This is a genomic window from Cereibacter johrii (assembly GCF_001720585.1).
GTDB lineage: Bacteria > Pseudomonadota > Alphaproteobacteria > Rhodobacterales > Rhodobacteraceae > Cereibacter_A > Cereibacter_A johrii.
Genome location: NZ_MABH01000057.1, coordinates 1 through 19,281, shown reverse-complemented (window position 1 = coordinate 19,281; position 19,281 = coordinate 1). Strand labels below are relative to the sequence as shown.

General features: G+C 70.2%; 20 protein-coding genes. 6 read left to right on the top strand and 14 right to left on the bottom strand.

The features are described from left to right. A partial coding sequence (locus tag A9O63_RS04110) for a glycosyltransferase (protein WP_069330787.1) occupies positions 1–948 on the top strand: 948 nt, incomplete at its 5' end. Here the strand turns inward: A9O63_RS04110 and A9O63_RS04105 are convergent. After that, positions 930–1,631, bottom strand: a complete 702-nt coding sequence (locus tag A9O63_RS04105; protein WP_069330786.1) for a winged helix-turn-helix domain-containing protein — start codon at positions 1,629–1,631, stop codon at positions 930–932. The two genes, A9O63_RS04110 and A9O63_RS04105, sit on opposite strands and share 19 nt — an antisense overlap. Before the next feature lie 540 nt (positions 1,632–2,171). On the opposite strand from A9O63_RS04105, the gene A9O63_RS21800 reads away from it, so the two are divergent. The 3 genes from A9O63_RS21800 (at position 2,172) to A9O63_RS04095 (ending at position 3,779) form a co-directional block, all read left to right on the top strand. Next, positions 2,172–2,396, top strand: coding sequence for a hypothetical protein (locus A9O63_RS21800; protein WP_084295590.1), 225 nt, complete (start codon positions 2,172–2,174; stop codon positions 2,394–2,396). 85 nt (positions 2,397–2,481) lie between these two features. Then, complete coding sequence (locus A9O63_RS04100) at positions 2,482–2,727, top strand: WGR domain-containing protein (RefSeq protein ID WP_002721461.1); 246 nt, start codon at positions 2,482–2,484, stop codon at positions 2,725–2,727. Then, on the top strand, positions 2,724–3,779 hold the full coding sequence (locus A9O63_RS04095) for a saccharopine dehydrogenase (RefSeq protein WP_069330785.1): 1,056 nt from the start codon (positions 2,724–2,726) through the stop codon (positions 3,777–3,779). The genes A9O63_RS04100 and A9O63_RS04095 overlap by 4 nt, the downstream gene beginning before the upstream one ends. 48 nt (positions 3,780–3,827) lie before the next feature. Here A9O63_RS04095 and A9O63_RS04090 read toward each other — a convergent pair whose 3' ends face one another. Genes A9O63_RS04090 through A9O63_RS04070 form a run of 5 tightly spaced genes read right to left on the bottom strand, consistent with a single transcriptional unit; the run spans position 3,828 to position 8,380 of the window. Then, positions 3,828–4,565 (bottom strand): SDR family NAD(P)-dependent oxidoreductase, encoded by a 738-nt coding sequence (locus A9O63_RS04090; protein ID WP_069330784.1) that lies wholly within the window; start codon positions 4,563–4,565, stop codon positions 3,828–3,830. Then, on the bottom strand, positions 4,562–5,122 hold the full coding sequence (locus A9O63_RS04085; protein WP_069330783.1) for a DUF3833 domain-containing protein: 561 nt from the start codon (positions 5,120–5,122) through the stop codon (positions 4,562–4,564). Before A9O63_RS04085 ends, A9O63_RS04090 begins: the two co-directional genes overlap by 4 nt. A gap of 3 nt (positions 5,123–5,125) precedes the next feature. Then, positions 5,126–6,331, bottom strand: a complete 1,206-nt coding sequence (locus tag A9O63_RS04080) for an MFS transporter (protein ID WP_069330782.1) — start codon at positions 6,329–6,331, stop codon at positions 5,126–5,128. Further along, positions 6,328–7,077: a DUF1365 domain-containing protein gene (locus tag A9O63_RS04075; RefSeq protein WP_069330781.1), complete on the bottom strand. Its 750-nt coding sequence runs from the start codon at positions 7,075–7,077 to the stop codon at positions 6,328–6,330. The genes A9O63_RS04080 and A9O63_RS04075 overlap by 4 nt, the downstream gene beginning before the upstream one ends. Positions 7,078–7,087: 10 nt before the next feature. Beyond that, positions 7,088–8,380, bottom strand: coding sequence for an NAD(P)/FAD-dependent oxidoreductase (locus tag A9O63_RS04070; protein ID WP_069330780.1), 1,293 nt, complete (start codon positions 8,378–8,380; stop codon positions 7,088–7,090). 215 nt (positions 8,381–8,595) lie between these two features. On the opposite strand from A9O63_RS04070, the gene rpoE reads away from it, so the two are divergent. Then, the gene (rpoE, locus tag A9O63_RS04065) at positions 8,596–9,141 is read left to right on the top strand and encodes an RNA polymerase sigma factor RpoE (protein ID WP_084295588.1); all 546 of its coding nucleotides are present in this window, start codon (positions 8,596–8,598) and stop codon (positions 9,139–9,141) included. An 8-nt stretch (positions 9,142–9,149) separates the two neighbouring features. Further along, the gene (chrR, locus tag A9O63_RS04060; protein ID WP_069330778.1) at positions 9,150–9,791 is read left to right on the top strand and encodes an anti-sigma-E factor ChrR; all 642 of its coding nucleotides are present in this window, start codon (positions 9,150–9,152) and stop codon (positions 9,789–9,791) included. 65 nt (positions 9,792–9,856) lie between these two features. On the opposite strand, the gene A9O63_RS04055 is transcribed toward chrR, so the two are convergent. The 8 genes from A9O63_RS04055 to A9O63_RS04020 all read right to left on the bottom strand — a co-directional run. Further along, positions 9,857–10,993, bottom strand: coding sequence for a DNA recombination protein RmuC (locus tag A9O63_RS04055; protein ID WP_069330777.1), 1,137 nt, complete (start codon positions 10,991–10,993; stop codon positions 9,857–9,859). A 10-nt stretch (positions 10,994–11,003) separates the two neighbouring features. After that, positions 11,004–12,854, bottom strand: coding sequence for a DNA mismatch repair endonuclease MutL (gene mutL / locus A9O63_RS04050; RefSeq protein ID WP_069330776.1), 1,851 nt, complete (start codon positions 12,852–12,854; stop codon positions 11,004–11,006). 84 nt (positions 12,855–12,938) lie between these two features. Next, entirely contained in the window at positions 12,939–14,246 is a 1,308-nt protein-coding gene (locus tag A9O63_RS04045; RefSeq protein WP_069330775.1) for a M16 family metallopeptidase, read from the bottom strand. Further along, the gene (locus tag A9O63_RS04040) at positions 14,243–15,589 is read right to left on the bottom strand and encodes a M16 family metallopeptidase (RefSeq protein WP_205631819.1); all 1,347 of its coding nucleotides are present in this window, start codon (positions 15,587–15,589) and stop codon (positions 14,243–14,245) included. Before A9O63_RS04040 ends, A9O63_RS04045 begins: the two co-directional genes overlap by 4 nt. A gap of 79 nt (positions 15,590–15,668) precedes the next feature. Further along, complete coding sequence (locus A9O63_RS04035) at positions 15,669–16,196, bottom strand: DUF3035 domain-containing protein (RefSeq protein WP_069330774.1); 528 nt, start codon at positions 16,194–16,196, stop codon at positions 15,669–15,671. Positions 16,197–16,249: 53 nt separating this feature from the next. After that, positions 16,250–16,807 carry a signal peptidase II gene (lspA, locus tag A9O63_RS04030; protein ID WP_069330773.1) on the bottom strand — a complete coding sequence of 186 codons (558 nt, stop codon included), beginning with the start codon at positions 16,805–16,807 and terminating at the stop codon, positions 16,250–16,252. Position 16,808: 1 nt separating this feature from the next. Then, a complete protein-coding gene (purH, locus tag A9O63_RS04025) occupies positions 16,809–18,398 on the bottom strand; it encodes a bifunctional phosphoribosylaminoimidazolecarboxamide formyltransferase/IMP cyclohydrolase (protein ID WP_069330772.1) in 1,590 nt (529 codons plus the stop codon). A gap of 37 nt (positions 18,399–18,435) precedes the next feature. Beyond that, a partial coding sequence (locus tag A9O63_RS04020) for a heparinase II/III family protein (RefSeq protein WP_205631818.1) occupies positions 18,436–19,281 on the bottom strand: 846 nt, incomplete at its 5' end.

Here is a 19,281-nt window from a genome sequence, read left to right as displayed (position 1 = left end):
CGCTGCGGCACCCAGGGCGGCCGCCTGCGCCACGTCGTCTTCCTCGTCTTCGCGGCGCATCTCGCGCGGCGGGCGCGGACCTTGGGGCTCACCCATATCCACGCGCATTTCGGGGGCGCGGCGGCCAGCGTTGCCATGCTGGCCGAGGTTCTGGGCGGGCCGCGCTTCAGCTTCACGGTGCACGGCCCCGACGAGTTCGATTCGCCCGTCGCCCTCACCCTGCCGATCAAGATGCACCGCTCGGCCTTCACGGTCGCCGTCAGCTCCTACGGCCGCAGCCAGCTCTACCGCTGGGCCGAGCCGGAGGACTGGCGGCGCATCCATGTCGTCCATTGCGGCATCGAGCCCGAGGCCTTCCCCGAAAGCCTGCCGCTCCCCGCAAGCGGGCCCCGCCTCGTGGCGGTCGGCCGACTGGCCGAACGAAAGGGCTATGCGCTGCTGGTCGAAGCCATCGCGCTGGCGGCCCCCGCCCTGCCCGACCTGCATCTGACCCTCGTGGGCGACGGCCCGCTGCGGGGCCTGATCGAGGAGATGATCGCCGAGCGCGATCTGGCGCGGCGCATCACCCTCACCGGCTGGACCGACGAGACCCGCGTGCGCCACGAGCTTGCCGCGGCGCAGGCGCTGATCCTGCCCTCCTTCGCCGAAGGGCTGCCGATGGTGGTGATGGAGGCGATGGCCGCCGGCCGCCCGGTGATCGGCACGCTGGTGGCCGGCATTCCCGAGCTGGTGCTGCCGGAAGAGACCGGCCATCTGGTGCCTGCGGGCGACGCGCAGGCGCTGGCCCGGGCCATCGAGCGGCTGGCGGGCACGCCGCTGGAGGTCCTGACCGAGATGGGGCGCGTCGCGCGCCTCCGCGTGCTGGAACGGCACGACATCAATCGCGAGGCGGCACGGCTCGCCCAGCTGATCGCGGCGGTGGATCCTCGTCAGCCGGCGAAGGTGTAGCCCACGCCGTGCACCGTGCGGATGAAGGGACTGCCGCTGCGGCTGGCCGGGATCTTGCGGCGCAGGCGGCTCACGATCCCGTCGACGACGCGGTCGTAACTCTCCCACTGCCGGCCCTTGATCGCATTCATGATCTGGTCGCGGCTGAGCACCTGCCCCCGCCGCACGAGAAGCGCGGCCAGCAGTTCGAACTCGGAGGTGGTGAGCTCGACCTCCTGCCCGTCCGGCGCCCAGAGCTTGCGCGCCCGAAGGCTGAGGCGGTAGCCGTCGAACTCGTGGTCGATGCCGGGGCGGCCCGTGGGCAGGCTGGCGGCCGGACGCCCGGTCCGGCGGAAGACGGCCCCCACCCGCGCCGCCAGCTCGCGTTCGCGAAACGGCTTGAGCAGCGTGTCGTCGGCGCCGAGCTCCAGCCCCAGCACGCCCTCGGCCTCGTCGCGTTGCGGGGCAAGCAGGATGATGCCCCGGTCGCTGACCTTCCGCAGCTCGCGCAGAAGCGAGAGCCCGTTGCCGTCAGGCAGCGAGGTGTCGATGAGATAAAGGTCCACCTGCTCCTGCGCGTCGACCTTGCGGAACTGCGCAAGGCTCTTGGCCGTGACCACCCGGAACCCCCGCTGCTCGAGAGTCGAACGGACGATGGTCAGGATCGCAGCTTCGTCATCGAGCGCAAGAATGCACGGGACCATCGGCTTCTCCGCTGTCGTGATCTGCTCAGTCAGACAACCTTAGCGTGTTCTGCCGGCGTGACAATGTATGGCAGGCCGCCCCATCGCCGCAGGGATGGCCGGCCGGGTTCGTTTCACTCACAGTTCACCCGGAGGTTCCGTCTCTCCGGCCCGCACCGAGGAAGATGCCGCGGCACGCAGCGGCCGTGTCGGGATGGCCGAACCGAGACAAGGCAAGGACGCTACATCTTTCGAGGTATGCAAAACTTCGCTCATCAGGAGAAACGGACGGGTCTTCACATCTTCAAGTTGAAGATCGCGGACCGTCTCAACCTGCTGGAGTGCTTGGCTTTCTGTTCCTGTGTCTTTTTTGCCAGATACGGCGAAAAATATCGGAGGGAGGGGGTATCGTACCCTCTTTCGCATAATCGGCACAAATCCGCCTACTACCTGTTAGAGTATAAGGTGAAGTACGAATCACGGAGCTGGCGAGCAGCCGTTGTTTTCGCTCGCCGGGGCAGAGAGCCCGCAGAAGGCACATCGTTTGGGGAGACGATATTGATGAAACTGCTTTTTGACGGTCGTGAGCGCGCCGGCTTCCGGCTGGCCTGGCCGTTCTTCCTCCGCCTGTCGCGCAGGCCCGCGGCCAATCTCAAGACGCCGAAGATCCTCACACGAGAAGAACTGAAGGAACTTTTCTCTCTCGAGCTTTCTCAATCCGCGACAGGAACCGAGCAACGCCCGCGCCCGGTGGGCATGAGCCCGCGCCGTCGCTTCTCCGCCTGAGAGCGCTGCCGCCGCGGCCCTTTTTTCTGTCATCCGGGAGCAGATCTGGTATTTCCAAGCGGGAGACTGCCACCGGAGACCCCAGATGCTGACCTATCTCTGTCTGAGCGACGCCGACGGCCCCGCCCGCTTCTACCGGGTGGAACTCGCCTACAATCTCTTCGGCGAATATACCGTCCTGCGCGAATGGGGCCGCCGCAGCCCCGGCCGTGCCGGACGACGTCTCGTCACCTGGTTCTCCAACCTGCGGGACGCCTGCCTCGCGGCAGAACGCTGGCACCAGCGCGCCCGGCGCCGCGGCTACCACACCACCATCGAAGGCAGAGCATGACGCATCTGTGGGTCCGGGCCGAGCAGCGGCCGAACGAGGAACGGGTCGGGCTGACGCCCGAGGGCGCCGCGGCGCTGATCGACCGGGGCCTCCGAGTGACGGTCGAGGCAAGCCGCGCGCGCGCCCTCTCGATCGAGGGCTATGCCGCCGCGGGCTGCGCGGTAGCCCCCGAGAATTCCTGGCCCACGGCCCCGGCCGACGCCATCATCTTCGGCCTGAAGGAGCTGCCCGAGGACGGCACGCCGCTGCGGCACCGCCATATCCTGTTCGGCCATGCCTACAAGGGCCAGCCCGCCGGGCGCATCCTGCTCGAGCGGTTCCGGGCCGGCGGCGGCACCCTCTACGATCTCGAGTCGCTCGTGGATGAGAGCGGGCGCCGCGTCGCGGCCTTCGGCTACTGGGCCGGCTATGCCGGCGCCGCGGTGGCGCTGAAATGCTGGGCGGCGCAGGCGCGGGGCGGGATCTGCGACCCCGTGACGACCTGGCCCGGACGCGAGGGCTTGCTGGCCGACCTCGGCGCCGAGCTTACGGCCGCCGGCGCCCGCCAGCCGCGCGCCCTCGTGATCGGGGCCCGCGGCAGGGTCGGCACCGGCGCGGCCGACCTCTGCGAATCCATGGGCCTCGCCGTCACCCGCTGGGACATGGAGGAGACCGCCCACGGCGGACCCTTCCCCGAGGTGCTCGCGCACGAGATCTTCCTGAACTGCATCCTCGCCCGCCCCGGCTGCCCGGTCTTCGTGCCCGCCGAGGCGCTCGAGGCGCCGCGGGCGCTGCGGGTGATCGGGGACATCGCCTGCGATCCGACCTCCGACTTCTCGCCGGTCAAGGTCTACGACCGCGTGACGAGCTGGACCGCCCCGGCCCTGCGGGTTCATGCCGATCCGATGCTCGACGTGATGGCCATCGACAACCTGCCCTCGCTCCTGCCGGTCGAGAGCAGCCTGGATTACGCGGCCCAGCTTCTGCCCTCGCTCCTCACCCTCGACCGGATCGAAGAGGGCGTCTGGGGCCGCGCGAAGGCCGAGTTCGACCGGCACATGACCCCGGCCTGACGGCCCTTTTCGAGACGGGCGCGCCCTGCGAGATCGGGCGCGTCCGCCTCAGCCCTTGCCGAGCAGCCGGTAGAACAGCCCGTCCGGCAGGAGCTGCGAGAAGCGGAAGAACGAGGCGAAGAGCACCGGGAAGTTGGCGCGGAAATTGTCCGCGCACATATGCTCGAACATCCGTTGCGCGGCCGTCTCGGGCTCCATGATGAAGGGCATGCGGAACCGGTTCTTCTCGGTCAGCCGCGTGCGGATGAAGCCCGGGTTCACGAGCTGCACCTCGACGCCCGTGTCGCGCAGGTCGGCATAGAGCGACTCGGTCAAGGCCATCACGCCCGCCTTGCTCGCCGAATAGCCGATGGCGCCCGGCAGGCCGCGATAGCCGCCGATGCTGCCCGTCACCACCAGATGGCCGCGGTTCGCGGCGATCATGCCCGGAAGCACCGCCGACAGAAGCCGCACGAGCCCCAGAAGGTTCGTGTCGATCATCCCCTCGACCCGGCCCGCCTCCCAGTCCTGCGCCTTCATCGGCCAGTAGGCGCCCGCGAGATAGACCACCCCGTCGAAGGAGCCGACCTGCGCGAGGGCCGCCTCGATCGACGCCTCGGAGGTCACGTCGAGCGCGACCGCCTCGGCGGGCGCCGGCATGGCCGCCACGGCCTCAGCCAGCCGGGCCTCGTCGCGACCCGACAGGATCACCTTGGCCCCCGCCCCGCTCAGTTTCCTGGCCAGCGCGAGACCGAGGCCTTCGCTGCCGCCGATGAGCCAATACCGCTTACCTACAAAGTCTCTCATCTCTCGATCCGTCTCAGTGTCGCCACAAGCTCGGCCACCTTGATCCCGAACTTGCGGAACTGGCTCCGATTGATGATCGTGCCATTCTCCAGCCGGTACATCCAGTCAATGACATCCAGCACATGGCCCCCTGCGTCATCTTGAAGCCGCAGCCGGTAGCGCAGGCAGAGCGACGATCCGAGGGCCCGCCCGAGGCCCGCGCCCACCACATCGTCGGCCTCGGCGCGCAGCGTCCCGTCATTGCCGAGCGTGAAGCGCCACTCACGCCGGTCGGTGGCGCCGCTGTCGTAGCGGAAGCTCTCGGTCAGCACCCCGGAGCTTCCGTCCCAGCGGCCTTCCATGTCGGCCACGAAGCGCGAGACGACCCGTCCGGTCGGCCCGTAGACGACGCCCTCGCAGAGGATCGGCCCCGAGAGATCCCGCCGCGGATCGAGCGACGGCCCCTGTGAGGCATAGTCATCCGGGCGCTGTGCGGCGAAGGAGAGCAGGCGGTGGCGCACGGCCAGCAGCGTGAGGGGGATGAGGGCGCCGAGGGCGAGGAACAGGAACGAGGTCACGGGTCAACTCTCCGGGATGGGGGTGGCAAGGAGCAGGAGGATGGCGATCGCCTTCAGCCCGCAGGGCACGAGCGCGTAGAGCACCGACAGGAGCAAGAGCGCCTCGGCCGGCCCGCCGCTGCCCGGCTCGAAGCCCGCGCGCTGCAGGAGGGGCAGCAGCGTCGCCGCGGCGAGGGCCAGCGCCAGCTTCGAGGCGAAGGACCAGAGGCCGAAGGCCGTGGCCTCGCCGGCCCCGCTCTGCGCCAGATGGCGGGCGAAGATCGCGGGCAGGAGCACCATATCGGCGCCCAGGGCCGCGCCCGAGGCCGCGCAGATCAGCGCGAAGGCCACGACATCGCCGGCCTCCAGAGTGAAGGCGAAGATGAAGGCGACCACCGAAAGCGCCATGCCGGCGAGGAGCGCGCGCCTCGCTCCGACATGCTGGGCCATGCGGCTCCAGCCCGGTGCGCTGGCCGCCGCCGCGAGGAAGAAGAGCAGGAGGAGCGGCCCCTCCGACCCCGGCGCGCGGAGGCGACTTTCGACGAAGAACAGGAACAAGGTCGAGGTGACGGCCACCGGCGCCGCATTGACCAGCGCGAGCAGGAGAAGCCGCCGGATGGTCGGATCGCGCAGCACCGCGCGCAGGTCGGGCTGCGGCGTGGCGGCCGAGCCCGTCCATTCGCGCCGCATGGCGAGCCAGGCCACCGCCGCGAAGGCCGCGAAGCCCCAGGCGAAAAGGCCGAAGCTGCCGAGCGCCACCGGAGCCACCGCCGCGAGCGACACGCCCACGAGCGCACCGGCCTCGCGCCATCCTGCGAGCCGCAGGTGCCCGCCGGGGCCGAGCCGCCCGGCCTTGGCCACGCCTTCGGAGTAGAAGGCGATGGTGAGGAAGGAGAAGGCCGAGAACAGCACGACCAGCATCAGTGCGAACCACAGAAGCGGCGCCACCGGCGGCGGCGCCGCGAAGAGCCCGACCATGGCCAGCGCAAGCAGGAGGAGCGCGCCGGCTACCATGGCGCCCCGTCTCTGCCGCGTCACCTCGGCCAGCCAGCCCAGCGCCGGATCCTGCACCACATCGACAAGCCTCAGGCCCGCCAGCACGGCCCCCAGCGCGCCGAGGCTCACGCCATACTGGTCCACATAGACCTTGGGCGCATGGATGTAGATCGGCAGGCCAGCAGCCGCGATCAGCCCCGCGAGGAGCGACCACGGCAGAAGCCGCGCGGTCACCGCGTGACGTCTTGCAGCGGCGGCGCGGGGCGGCTGCGGTAGCGCGCCCCCTTCAGCGCCAGCTTCAGCGCCTGCCAGTGGATCAGCGCCAGCACGCGACGCGACCCGAAGGGCCGCCGGAGACAGGCGCGCAGGATCCCCCGGTTCGACAGCCGCGCCCGCCGGCCGGTGAGCGTCGCATAGAGCCCGCCCTCGGAGGAGCTGTAGTCGATCCAGACACCCACCCGATCCTCGCGGATGTCGAAGCGGAAGCGATAGCCGCCCTCGATGGGCTGGAAGGGCGAGACATGCATGATCTTGGCGGCCTCGAGCGTGTCCGTCCGCTCGATGACGGAGCCGTCGGGCTTGGCGCAGAGATACCAGTGCCGGTCACCGAAGGTGTTGCTGACCTCGGCCACAACGCAGCGGAGCCCGCCCGCGGCATCTTCGCAGAGCCAGAAGCTGACCGGGTTGAACACATGGCCCAGCACCCGCGGCTGGGTCAGCAGCAGGATGCGCGCCGCGGGCGGCAGCCCCTGCGCCGCCAGCACCTCGCGCACCCAGGCCACGCCCCGTCCCTCGCCCGGCGCGCCGCCGTAGTCGCGATCGTGGAGCGCGATCAGGTTGGCCCGGTTGCGCGAGAACAGCGCCGGCCCCTCCACCGCCTCGGGATCGATCAGCAGATAATCCACCCCATAGCGGAAGCTGTTGCCGAGCGCCCCCTTGCGCCCGTGGAAGGTCTCGCCCTGCACATGATCGACCCACATGACGCGCCCCTCAGGCCGCGGCCGAGGCGGGAATGCGCCGGCGCATCGCCTCGACCACATCCACGGCGCTGGCGAAGCCATCCTCGTGGAAGCCGTTGCGCATCCAGGCGCCCGCGAACCAGGTCTGACGCTGGCCGTTCATCATCCGCAGCGCCGCCACGCCCAATTGCGCCGCAAGATCGTAGACCGGGTGGCGGAAGGTCACCACATCATGCACCAGCTCCTCGCGGACGGGGCGGGTGCCGTTCAGCGTCACGAACAGCGGATCGTCCTGAGGGATGGGCTGCAGCGAATTCATCCAGTAGGTGATGTCGATGGGCGCCTCCGGATCGTCGGGCTCGATATAGACCCAGGAGGCCCAGGCGGCCCGGCGCTTCGGCATCACCGACGGGTCGGAATGGAGCACCGCCCGGTTCGGCTGGTAGCGCACGGCTCCCAGCGCGCTCTTCTCGGCCTCCGTCGCATCGGACAGAAGCCGCAGCGTATCGTCGGAATGGGTGGCGAAGATCACCTCGTCGAAGGCTTCCCACTCGCCGCCCTCGGCCCGCACCCGCACCCCGCCCTCTTCGCGGCGCACGCCGGCCACCTGCGCCCCGGTGCGCAGGTCCACGCCGCGCGCCGTCATCGCGGCCTGCAGCCGGGTGACATATTCGATCGAGCCGCCCTCGACGGTGAACCACTGGTGCTGGCCCGTATGGGAGAGGAGCGCATGGTTCTGGAAGAAGCGCAGCAGCGCCTGCGCCGGGAAGTCGAGGATCCCGCGCGAGGGGGTGGACCAGATCGCCCCCGAGATCGGCAGGAGGTAATAGTCGCGGAACCAGTCGCCGAGGTCGAGCCGCGCGAGCAGTTCGCGGATCGTCATGGCCGGATCGTCCGCATGGTCGAGCGCATGGGCGTTGAAGCGCAGCACATCCATCATCATGTTGAGGAAGCGCGGATCCGCCATGTTGCGCTTCTGCGCGAAGACCGATCTCAGGTTCTTGAGCCCGTATTCCAGCCGCCCGCCGCGGACCGAGGCGCCGAAGCTCATGTCGCTTTTCGTCACCGGCACGCCGAGCTCGTCGAAGAGCCGCGTGAGGTGCGGATAATTCACCTTGTTGAACACGATGAAGCCCGTATCCACAGGCTGGTCGCCGCGCTTGCCCGCGAGGACCGTGCGGGCGTGCCCCCCCAACCGCTTCTCGGCCTCGAACAGCACGACCGCATGGTCGGAGGCCAGAAGATGCGCCGCAGCCATCCCCGAGATGCCCCCACCGATCACCGCAACGCGCCGCCGCGCGAACTCAGACGTCTCGAATGGCATGCCAATTTCCCCGTTCCCTTGCGAGACATACGGACTGTCGCCCGGGCCGGATCAGTCCGCCCGCGCTTTTTTCCCGCCTCGCGCCTGATCCAGACTGGCCCGGCCGCCGTAAGAGGGACGTTAAGATCACGGCAGGAGTCCATCCGAAAAATGCGGATGCAAGCCGGGGGAGGGTTTCCTATCTTCACCTCCGGGCGGCAAGGGGAAGGCCTGTTGTGACGGACAAGAGTGACGGGACGGACTGGGTGGCGCTCATGCGTGCGATCCGGGATCATCGGGACGAGGCGGCCTTTGCGAAGCTGTTCCAGCACTTCGCGCCGAAGGTGAAGGGCTTCCTGATGAAATCCGGCAGCGTGGCCTCCCAGGCCGAGGAATGTGCGCAGGATGTGATGGCAACGGTCTGGCAGAAGGCTCATCTCTTCGATCCCTCGCGGGCCTCGGTCGCGACCTGGATCTTCACGATCGCGCGGAACCGCCGGATCGACGGCCTGCGCAAGGACCGCCAGCCCGAGCCCGAGGATCTCGTCTGGGGCCCCGACAGCGAGCCCGACCAGGCCGACGTCTACGAGATGCAGCAGGAGAACGACCGGCTGGGCCGCGCCATCGCCCGCCTGCCCGAGGCGCAGCGGGCCCTGATCGAGCGGGCCTTCTTCGGCGACCTCACCCACCGGGAACTTGCGGCCGAGACCGGACTTCCCCTCGGAACCATAAAGTCGCGGATCCGGCTCGCGCTGGACCGTCTGCGCCAGCATATGAGTTGAGTGAGACCATGACGATCCGGCACCATGTTTCCGACGCCCTGCTGACCGCCTATGCGGCGGGCTCGCTTCCCGAAGCCTTCTCGCTGGTGGTGGCCACGCACCTGTCGCTCTGCGACGAGTGCCGGGCCCGCGCCGGTGCGCTCGACGCGGTGGGCGGCAGCCTGATGGAGGAGACGGCGCCGGTCGCGCTCTCCGAGGGCAGCCTCGCCTCCGTCATGGCCCGGCTCGACCGGCAGATCGAGAGGCCCGCCCCGGTGCGCCGCGCCGATCCGCGCGCGCCCACGCCGCTGGCCGATTATGTGGGCGGGCGGCTCGAGGATGTCCGTTGGCGCGCCCTCGGCGGCGGCGTACGGCAGGCGATCCTGCCGACGGGGGGAGAGGCCATCGCCCGGCTGCTGTGGATCCCCGGCGGGCAGGCGGTGCCGGACCACGGCCACCGCGGGCTCGAGCTGACGCTCGTCCTGCAGGGCGCCTTCCGGGACGAGACCGACCGGTTCGGCGCCGGAGACCTCGAGATCGCGGATCAGGAGCTGGAACATACGCCGGTGGCCGAGCGGGGCCTCGACTGCATCTGCCTCGCCGCGACCGATGCGCCGCTGCGCTTCAACAGCTTCCTGCCCAAGCTGGTGCAGCCCTTCTTCCGCATCTGACCGCGGCGGCCCGCCGGGCCGGAACGGGCGCCCTGCCATTCACGAAGCGTGAACGGCGGGGGGCATCACTCTGCGGCGTCGGTGCGCGGGCTCATCTCCTCGAAGTCGAAATTGTCCAGACGGCGCGCCTTCTTGCCCGCCTTGCCGGCCGAGATGCGGATCTCCTCGACATCGCGCGCGGCCTGGGTGAAGTGGCGGTCGAGATTGCCCACCCGGTCCGTCAGCCGGTCGATCTCGCGCCCGAGTTCGGCCAGCTCGCGGCGGATGGCTCCGGCCTGCGCCCGCATCCGCGCGTCCTTCAGCACCGCCCGCATCGTGTTCAGCACCGCCATGCAGGTGGTGGGCGAGACGATCCAGACCCGCGCCGCAAAGCCCTCGCGCACGATGTCGCCGAAATTCGCATGAAGCTCGGCGTAGACCGCCTCGGAAGGCAGGAACAGCATCGCCCCGTCCGCCGTCTCGCCCTCGAGGATGTATTTCTCGGAGATGGCGCGGATATGGGCCCGAAGCGCCACCCGCATCATCCGCTGCGCCTCCATCTGCGCGGCGGGATTCTCGGCCGCCCGCAGCGCCTCGTAGGCCTCGAGCGGGAATTTCGAATCGATCACGATCGGCCCCGGCGGCTCGGGCAGATGGATCAGGCAGTCCGCCCGCTTCCCGTTCGAGAGCGTGGCCTGCATCGTGTAGCTGTCGGAGGGCAGCGCCTTCTGCACGATGTCATGCAGCTGGATCTCGCCGAAGGCGCCGCGCGTCTGCTTGTTCGACAGGATGTCCTGCAGCCCCAGCACGTCGCCCGACAGTTTCTCGATATTGGCCTGCGCCCTGTCGATCGTCTCGAGCCGCTGGTGCAGGTCGCCGAGCGAGCGCGCCGTGCGCAGGGACGTGCCGTGCAGGCTCTCGGCCATGCCGCGCTGCACCTCGGCCAGCCGCCGCTCCATCAGCTGCAGCATTGCGCCCTGCGTCGAGGCCTGCGCCTCGGAGACATGATGCAGCCCGCCCGCCAGCCGCTCCTGCCCGTCGGACAGCATCTGCACCTGCTGGCCGAGCCAGCCGAGCTCGTTCAGCATCGGCTCGACCATCCGCGCCGCGCGGCCGGCGGCCCGCAGGATCAGCACGAGGAACAGGATCGCCACCAGCGCCCCGCCCACGCCCAGCACCAGCGGGTCGTCCCAGCCGAAGGTCCGGTCGCCGATGCGGATCATTGCGGGCGCGTCATCGCCGGCCGAACAGCCGCTCGATGTCGGCCAGCTTCAGCTCGACATAGGTGGGCCGGCCGTGGTTGCACTGGCCCGAGAGGGGCGTGGCCTCCATCTCGCGCAGAAGCGCGTTCATTTCCTCGGCCCTCAGCGCCCGGCCCGAGCGCACCGACCCGTGGCAGGCCATCCGCGAGAGCACCGCATCCAACCGGGCCTGAAGCCGGTCCGAACTGCCGAGATCGGCCAGATCGTCGAGAATGTCGCGCAGGAGCGGCGCGGCCTCGACCTTGCCGAGTATAGCCGGCACCTCGCGCACCGCCACGGCACCGCCGCCGAACGGCTCGATCACGAGGCCCGCGGCGGCCAGCTCGTCCGCGGCCTCCAGCAGCCGGGCGGCATCGGTGGGCGACAGTTCGACGATCTCGGGGATCAGCAGCGCCTGCCGGGCGATTCCCGTCTCGTCGCGCTGGCGCTTGAGCTTCTCGTAGACCAGCCGTTCGTGCGCGGCATGCTGGTCCACGATCACGAGGCCGCTCGCGGTCTGGGCGAGGATCCAGTTGCCGTGGATCTGCGCCCGCGCGGCGCCGAGCGGCCGGTCGCAGGCCTCCTCGGCCACCGGCGCTTCGACCCTTGCCGCGGGCGCCTCGGCCAGACCGGGCATCCCGGGCTCGGGCGCCTGAAAGGCGAAGCTGCGCGCCACCGCGGCGGCCGAGGGCCGGTCCATCTGATAGATCCGCGTCGCGGGGGCCGGGCTCGCCGCTGCGGGCATCTCGGGCCGGAAGGCCTCGAGCGTCTCGCCCGCGACGGTGGTCGAGGCCCGGTGCCCCGCCCCCGCCAGCGCCTGACGCAGCGCGGTGACGATCAGCCCGCGCACCTCGCCCGCCTCGCGGAAGCGCACCTCGGCCTTGGCCGGATGCACGTTCACGTCGACCCGCTGCGGATCGCAGATCAGGTTCAGCACCGCGGCCGGATAGCGGTCGCGGCTCAGCACATCCATGTAGCCCGCCCGGAGCGCCCCGAGCAGCATCCGGTCGAGCACCGGGCGGCCGTTCACGAACAGGAACTGCGCCACGCCGGAGCCGCGGGAATAGGTCGGCAGCGCGGCATAGCCCTGCAGGCGCAGCCCCTCGCGGGCCACATCGACCCGGAGCGCATTCTCGGCGAATTCCGCCCCCACCACCCGCGCCACGCGGCGGTGGAGGGCGTCGAACAGATCGCCCCCTTCGGCCTCGGCGCGGAACAGAAGCCGCGGCTCGCCGCTGGAATGGTCGGTGAGGGTGAAGCCCACCTCGGGCTCGGCCAGCGCCAGACGGCGCACCACCTCGGCGATGGCCTGCGTCTCGGCGCGGTCGGTGCGCAGGAACTTGAGCCGCGCGGGCGTGGCGAAGAAAAGGTCGCGCAGCTCGACCACCGTGCCCGCCCCGAGCGCCGCCGGACGCACCGGCTCGATCCGGCCCGCGCTGACGGCGATCTGCGCCCCCTCGCCCTCGGCCACCCGCGAGGTGATGGTGAGCCGGCCCACGGCCGCAAGCGAGGGCAGCGCCTCGCCGCGGAAGCCGAAGCTGCGGATGTCGAGGAGGTCGGACCCGTCGATCTTGGAGGTGGCATGGCGCGAGAGCGCGAGCGGCAGATCCTCGGCCGTCATGCCGCAGCCGTCATCGGTCACGCGGATGAGGGTCTTGCCGCCGCAGGCAATATCCACCGCGATCCGCCGGGCACCCGCGTCCAGCGCATTCTCGACCAGCTCCTTGACCGCCGAGGCCGGCCGCTCGACCACTTCGCCCGCAGCGATACGGTTGATGGCGGCTTCGTCGAGCTGCCGGATCACCGGGCGAGCGGCGCCTATCTTGGGGCTGAGGAGCGTCATGCCACCAGCCTTAGCAGAATCGCCGCCGCTCCGCCACCGGCTTCCCACCGGACGGCGGGCGCGGCCCGCCCATGGCAGGCCGCGTCAGCCGTCCGACGCGACCCCTTCCGGCTGGCCCACCACGACGAAATGCAGCGCCTCGGGCTTCAGCAGGCCCTGCGCCACCCGCTTCACATCCTCGAGCGTCACCGCCTCGATCTTCTCATTGCGCGTCACCGGATAGTCGATGGGCAGCCCCTCCATCTGCATCCCCACGAGGATGCTCGCGATGGGGCCGTTGCCGTCGAAGCGCAGCGGATAGGAGCCGGTGAGGTAGGTCTTCGTCGCCTCGAGTTCCTCGGCCGTCACGCCTTCGGCCGCGGTCCGCCGCCATTCCTCGCGCACGAGGTCGATGGCCTGCCCCACCGTCGCGTTGGAACTGGCGAAAGCGCCCATCATCGTCTCGGCATGATCCATCGGCAGCAGATAGGAGCCGATGCCGTAGGTGAGCCCCCGCTTCTCGCGCACCTCGGTCATGAGGCGCGAGCCGAACCGGCCGCCGCCGAGGATCTCGTTCAGCACATAGGCCGGGAAGAAGTCGGGGTCGTCGCGCTTGATGCCGGTCTGTCCGAAGCGCACCGAGGCCTGCGGGGTCGGGAAGTCCACCACCGTGACCCCGCCGTCGAGCTTCCATTCGGCCCGCGGCGGCATGGGCGCGCCTTGGGCGGGCAGGTCGCCCAGCAGCCGGTCGAGGAGCAGGCCGAGGCTCTCGGCGTCGATGTCGCCCGCCGCCGCCACATAGATCCGGTCGCGGGCGAGCGCCGCGCGATGCGCCGCGACCACCTGCTCGCGGGTGAGGCCCTGCACGCTTTCAGGCGTGCCCGAGCCGTCGCTGCCATAGGGATGGTCCCCGAAGGCCTGGGCATCGAACACCTGCCCCGAAATGTGGCTCGGGTCCTTGGCATCCGAGGCGAGGCCAGACAGCACCTGTCCGCGCACCCGGTCGATGGCATCGGCATCGAAGCGCGGTTCGACCAGCGCGAGGCGCAGGAGATCCACCGCCTCGTCGCGGTTCTCGGTGAGGAACCGGGCCGAGACCGCCACCGCATCCGTCGAGGGCCGGAAGGAGAAGCTCGCGGCGAGGCCGTCGCGGGCCCGCGCGAAGCCCTGCGCATCGAGAGCGCCCGCCCCTTCCTCGAGCAGGCCGGTCATCAGGTTGACCGCCCCCCGCGCCCCCTCGGCATCGAGCGAGGTGCCGCCGCGAAAGCGGATCTCGAGCGCGGTGAAGGGCAGTTCGTGCGATTCGACCAGCCAGGCGTGAATGCCGCCGGGCGAGGTCACGTCCTGGATCTGGACATCCGCCCGGACGGGCAGGGCGAACAGGATCAGCGCGGCAGCCAGGCGCAGCATCATTGGCTCTTCTCCTCGTCTTCCTGCATCAGCCAGCCGGTCACGGCGCGGCGGCGGTCGAACAGGTCGCGCGCCGCGGCCATCACCTCGTCGGGCGTCACGGCCTGAAGCACCTCGGGCCAGGCCTGCACATCGGCCACCGTCAGCCCCGTGGTGAGGGCGGCGCCGTAGCGGCGGGCGAGCCCGTCCACATTGTCGCGGGAATAGATGTCCTGCGCGCCGAGCTGGGTCTTGATCCGCTCGAAATCCTCGGCGTCGGGCCCCTCCTTCAGGAAGCGCGCGACCACGGCATCCATCGCATCCTCGGCCTCCTGCAGCGAGACGCCCGCGGCCGGCACGACCGCGAGACCGAAGGTGCCCGAATCGAGCCCGCCCCCGTCGTAATAGGCCTGCGCCCAGACCGCCTTCGGCTGGGGCCCGAACTGCAACTCGCGCGAGAGGAGCGAGGTGGTGGGGCTGCCGCCCAGAAGCTCGGCGAGGATGGTGAGCGCCGCGGCCTTCTCCTGCGCGCCGGTCTCGCGCGTGGCGGCGAGATAGCTGCGCGAGACATAGGGCTGCGCCACCCGCGGATCCGAGAAGGTCAGCCGGCGCTCGGCCAGCTGCGGCGGCTCCTGCGGGCGCAGCCGCTCGGGCAGGTTCGGCGTGGGTTCGAGCGCGCCGTAATGCTCTTCGGCCATGCGGCGCACCTCGGCCGGATCCACATCGCCCGCCACCACGAGGATCGCATTGTTGGGCGCGTAATAGGTCCGGTAGAAGCTGAAGGCATCCTCGCGGCCCAGCTGCTCGATCTCATGCCGCCAGCCGATGATCGGAATGCCGTAGGGATGGTTCAGGTAGGCCGCGGCACGGCTCTGCTCGGAAAAGACCGCGCCCGGATCGCTGTCGGTGCGCTGGCTGCGCTCTTCCAGCACCACCTGACGTTCGGTGCGGACATCCTCTTCCGTCATCTGGAGGTCCCGCATCCGGTCGGCCTCCATCTTCATCATCAGGTCGAGCCGGTCTGCCGCGATCCGCTGGAAATAGGCGGTATAGTCCCACGAGGTGAAGGCATTGTCGTCGCCCCCCTGCGCCTCGACCGTGGCCGAGAATTCGCCCGCCGACATCTCGTCGGTGCCCTTGAACATCAGATGCTCGAGGAAATGCGCGATGCCCGAATGGCCGGGCGGCTCGTCGGCGGCGCCCACGCGATACCAGACCATGTGGGTGACGACGGGGGCGCGGGGATCCTCGATCACCACCACCCCGAGCCCGTTCGACAGGCGGAAGTCGCTCACCGTCTCGGCCAGGGCCGGAAGCGCGAGCATGAGCCCGGTGGCGGCCGAGAGGGCCAGTCGGCGCAGCATCATCTTGTCCTTCCAAAAGATGGATCTGCGCGAAAGCTACCGCCGGACCGCGGCGCCGCAAGTCCCCCTACGGGCTTGTGATCTACTCGGTGCCGCCCGCCGGGGGGGCGGAGGGATTGCGGGCGCCCGCCGCGCGCCAGCGCGCAAGCTCGGCCTGCTGGTCGAGGGCCATCGGCCGGTAGGCCTTGAAATAGACGTTCACGTTGAACACCCGCTCGAGGAGGCGCCCGTCGTGGTCGCGCCGCCAGGCATAATCCTCGGTGGCCAGCGTCGGGCGGATGCTTGCGTCGCGGCCGAAACGGGTCGCATGAGAGACGACCGAGGCGTCGGCGGCGGGGATCGTCCCGGAGCGGGCCGGGTTGCCGCCCAGCGCCGCCACCGCGTCGCCCAGGGGATTCGGATCGGCGAGGTTCGCGCCGCCCGGCGTGGGCGCCGGCAGGGCCGCGATCGTCTCGGGAATCTCCAGCGGCTTCACCGGCATGATGCCGAATTCGTCCGGCCCGGGTCCGGTGGAACGCAGGTTCATCAGCTGCGGCTCGCCTCCGCCACAGCCGGCCAGCAGGAGCATCGCCAGTGCCGCACCCGCCCCTGCGCCTCGAGCTGCCCGCATCCCTCGTCTCCTTGCTGCCTCGTGCCCGTCTTTAGCGCAAAGGTTCCAAGCCGTCACGGGGTCTTTCCACCGCCGGGCCGCCCCGGGCCGTTGGCCTTGCCTCCCGCGGGCTTGCGCTTCGGCGCGGCCTTGGGCTTCTCGGGCTCGGGCTTCGTCTCGCGCGTGAAGAGCACGAGGCCGAAGGCGCCCGCGAAGATCGCGATGTCCGCCACGTTGAAGGCATAGGGATTCTCGATGCCGCAGCAGGACATGTTGAGGAAGTCCGCCACCGCCCCGTAGAGCACCCGGTCCACCACGTTGCCCAGTGCCCCGCCGATCAGGAGCCCGCCCGAGATGCGCGCGAGCCGCGTGGGCGTGCTGCGCCAGACCCAGCGCCAGACCCAGGCCGAGATGGCGAGCGAGACGATCACGAGGCCCCAGCGCACGATCTCCTGATCGGAGGAGCCGATGCCGAAGTTGATGCCCCGGTTCCAGGCCATGCGGAAGGTGAGCCACGGCGCGACGAGGTCGATCGCGCCGCGATTGGCGAGATCCAGCCCCCAGACGACGATCCATTTCGTCAGCTGGTCGAGGACGAAGACGCCGAAGGCCGTGAGCGCCGCGAGCCGCATGTCAGTGCCGGAAGTGACGCTGGCCGGTGAAGACCATGGCCAGCCCCGCCTCGTCGGCCGCCGCGATCACCTCGTCGTCGCGCATCGAGCCGCCGGGCTGGATGATCGCGGTGGCCCCTGCCTCGGCCGCGGCGAGCAGGCCGTCGGCGAAGGGGAAGAAGGCGTCGGAGGCCACGACGGACCCCTGGGTCAGCGGATGGGCGAGACCCAGCGCCTGCGCCATGTCCTGCGACTTGCGCGCGGCGATCCGGGTCGAGTCGACGCGGCTCATCTGGCCCGCCCCCACGCCCACGGTGGCCCCGTCCTTCACATAGACGATGGCGTTCGATTTCACATGCTTGGCCACGGTCCAGGCAAAGAGGAGGTCGGCCAGCTCGGCGTCCGAGGGCGCGCGCTTCGTCACCACCTTCAGGTCGAGCGCATCGACATGGCCCGCGTCGCGGTCCTGCACGAGGAAGCCGCCCGCCACCTGCTTGAAGGCAAGCCCCGGCGCCAGCGGATCGGGCAGCGCCTCGGTCGTGAGCAGCCGGAGGTTCTTCTTGGCGGCGAAGATCGCGCGGGCTTCCTCGTCGGCGCCGGGGGCGATCACCACCTCGGTGAAGATCTCGGTGATCTTCTCGGCCGTGGCCGCATCGAGCGGCTGGTTCAGCGCGATGATGCCGCCGAAGGCCGAGACGCGGTCGCAGTCGAAGGCGCGGGCATAGGCTTCGGCGAGCGTCGCGCCCCGGGCCACGCCGCAGGGGGTGGCGTGCTTGACGATGACGCAGGCCGGACCCTCGGCGGGGTCGAACTCGGCCACCAGCTCGAAGGCCGCATCCGTGTCGTTGATGTTGTTGTAGGAGAGTTCCTTGCCCTGCCACTGTTTCGCGGTGGCCACGCCCGGACGGGCCGAGCCGTCGGTGTAGAAGGCGGCCTTCTGGTGCGGGTTCTCGCCGTAGCGCATGGTCTGGGCGAGCGTGCCCGCGAAGGAGCGCCGGCGCGGCGCCTCGGCCTTCAGGGCGCCTGCCATCCAGGTCGAGACGGCCGTGTCGTAGGCCGCGGTGCGCGCATAGGCGGTCAGCGCGAGCTTCTGGCGGAAGGAGAGCCTCGTGGCGCCGTCGTGGGCGCGCAGCTCGTCGAGCAGCGCCTTGTAGTCGGCCGTGTCGGTCACGACGTTCACGAAGCGGTGGTTCTTGGCCGCGGCGCGGATCATGGCCGGGCCGCCGATGTCGATGTTCTCGATGCAGTCGTCGTAGGAGGCGCCCCGCGCGACCGCCGCTTCGAACGGATAGAGGTTCACCACCAGGAGGTCGATCGGCTCGATCCCGTGGGCCGCCATGGCCACCAGATGCTCGTCGTCGTCGCGCAGCGCCAGCAGCCCGCCATGGACCATCGGATGCAGGGTCTTGACCCGGCCGTCCATCATCTCGGGAAAGCCCGTGACCTCGGCGACGTCGCGCACCTTCAGCCCCGCCGCCCGCAGCGCGGCTGCCGTGCCACCGGTCGAGATCAGCTCCACCTCCAGATCTGCCAGGGCACGGGCGAGGTCGAGGAGACCCGACTTGTCGGAAACCGACAGAAGGGCGCGGCCAACGGGAACGAGGTTCGTCATCTGAGTGCCTCCAGGTCAATGCCAGGTCTGGGCCGGGTCACGGTCGATCGGGCGGGTTGGGCCGGTCCAGGTCTCGAATGGCCAGCGGAGTATCCTCTGTCTTCGCGAAGGTCCAGCCGATCCGGGCCTCGGAACTCACAAGAACCCCATGCAGCACGATCTGTTTCGTCGCCCGCGGCAACAGATGGGTGCGGTCGAGATAGACCGAGGGATCGAGCGTCAAGCGTGCATCTCCCTCGAACTGGAAGCTCCAGTCCTCGCCGCTGGCGAGCCTGAGGCCCACGCAGAGCCCGCCGCCCTCGACCGTGGGCCGCACGTCGGGATGGAGGTGAAAGCGCAGCGCGAAGCGCACGCCCTGCCCTCCGGCGCTCTTCAGCACGGTCTCGAGCCGCTTCTTCTCGGCCGCGGTCAGCGCGGCCAGCGTGTCGGCGCCCGAGAGGCTGCGTCCGTCCGGCGCCAGCAGAAGCTCGCGCCGGTGGGTCAGCCCATGCGTCTCGGCCCAGCCGGCATGGACGAGGCTGAGCTGCGCGCCCGCCGCGCCGCGCTGGCGGTGTGCGGAAAGGACGCGGGCGCGCTCGGTCATCTCTTCGCCCGACCGGCCGAGCCGCGAGGAGGAAAATCCCTCGATAGCGAGCGTCGAATGCGAGGGAGTCGCGCGCCCGGCCCGGTGCCATTCCGCCCCCCAGGCGCGGCCCGAGCCGCAGGAGATGATGACGGGCCTGCGCCCCGAACTCATCTCGAAGCCGAGCGTCGAGGCATGGCCGTGCGGACCCGCGGGCGGATCGGCCGCATCGACGATCACGCTCGTCCGGCCCACCGACAGGCGCAGATAGCCCATCGCGGCGCCCTCGGCCCGCAGCGGGGGGGCGGTGGCGGCCGCGAG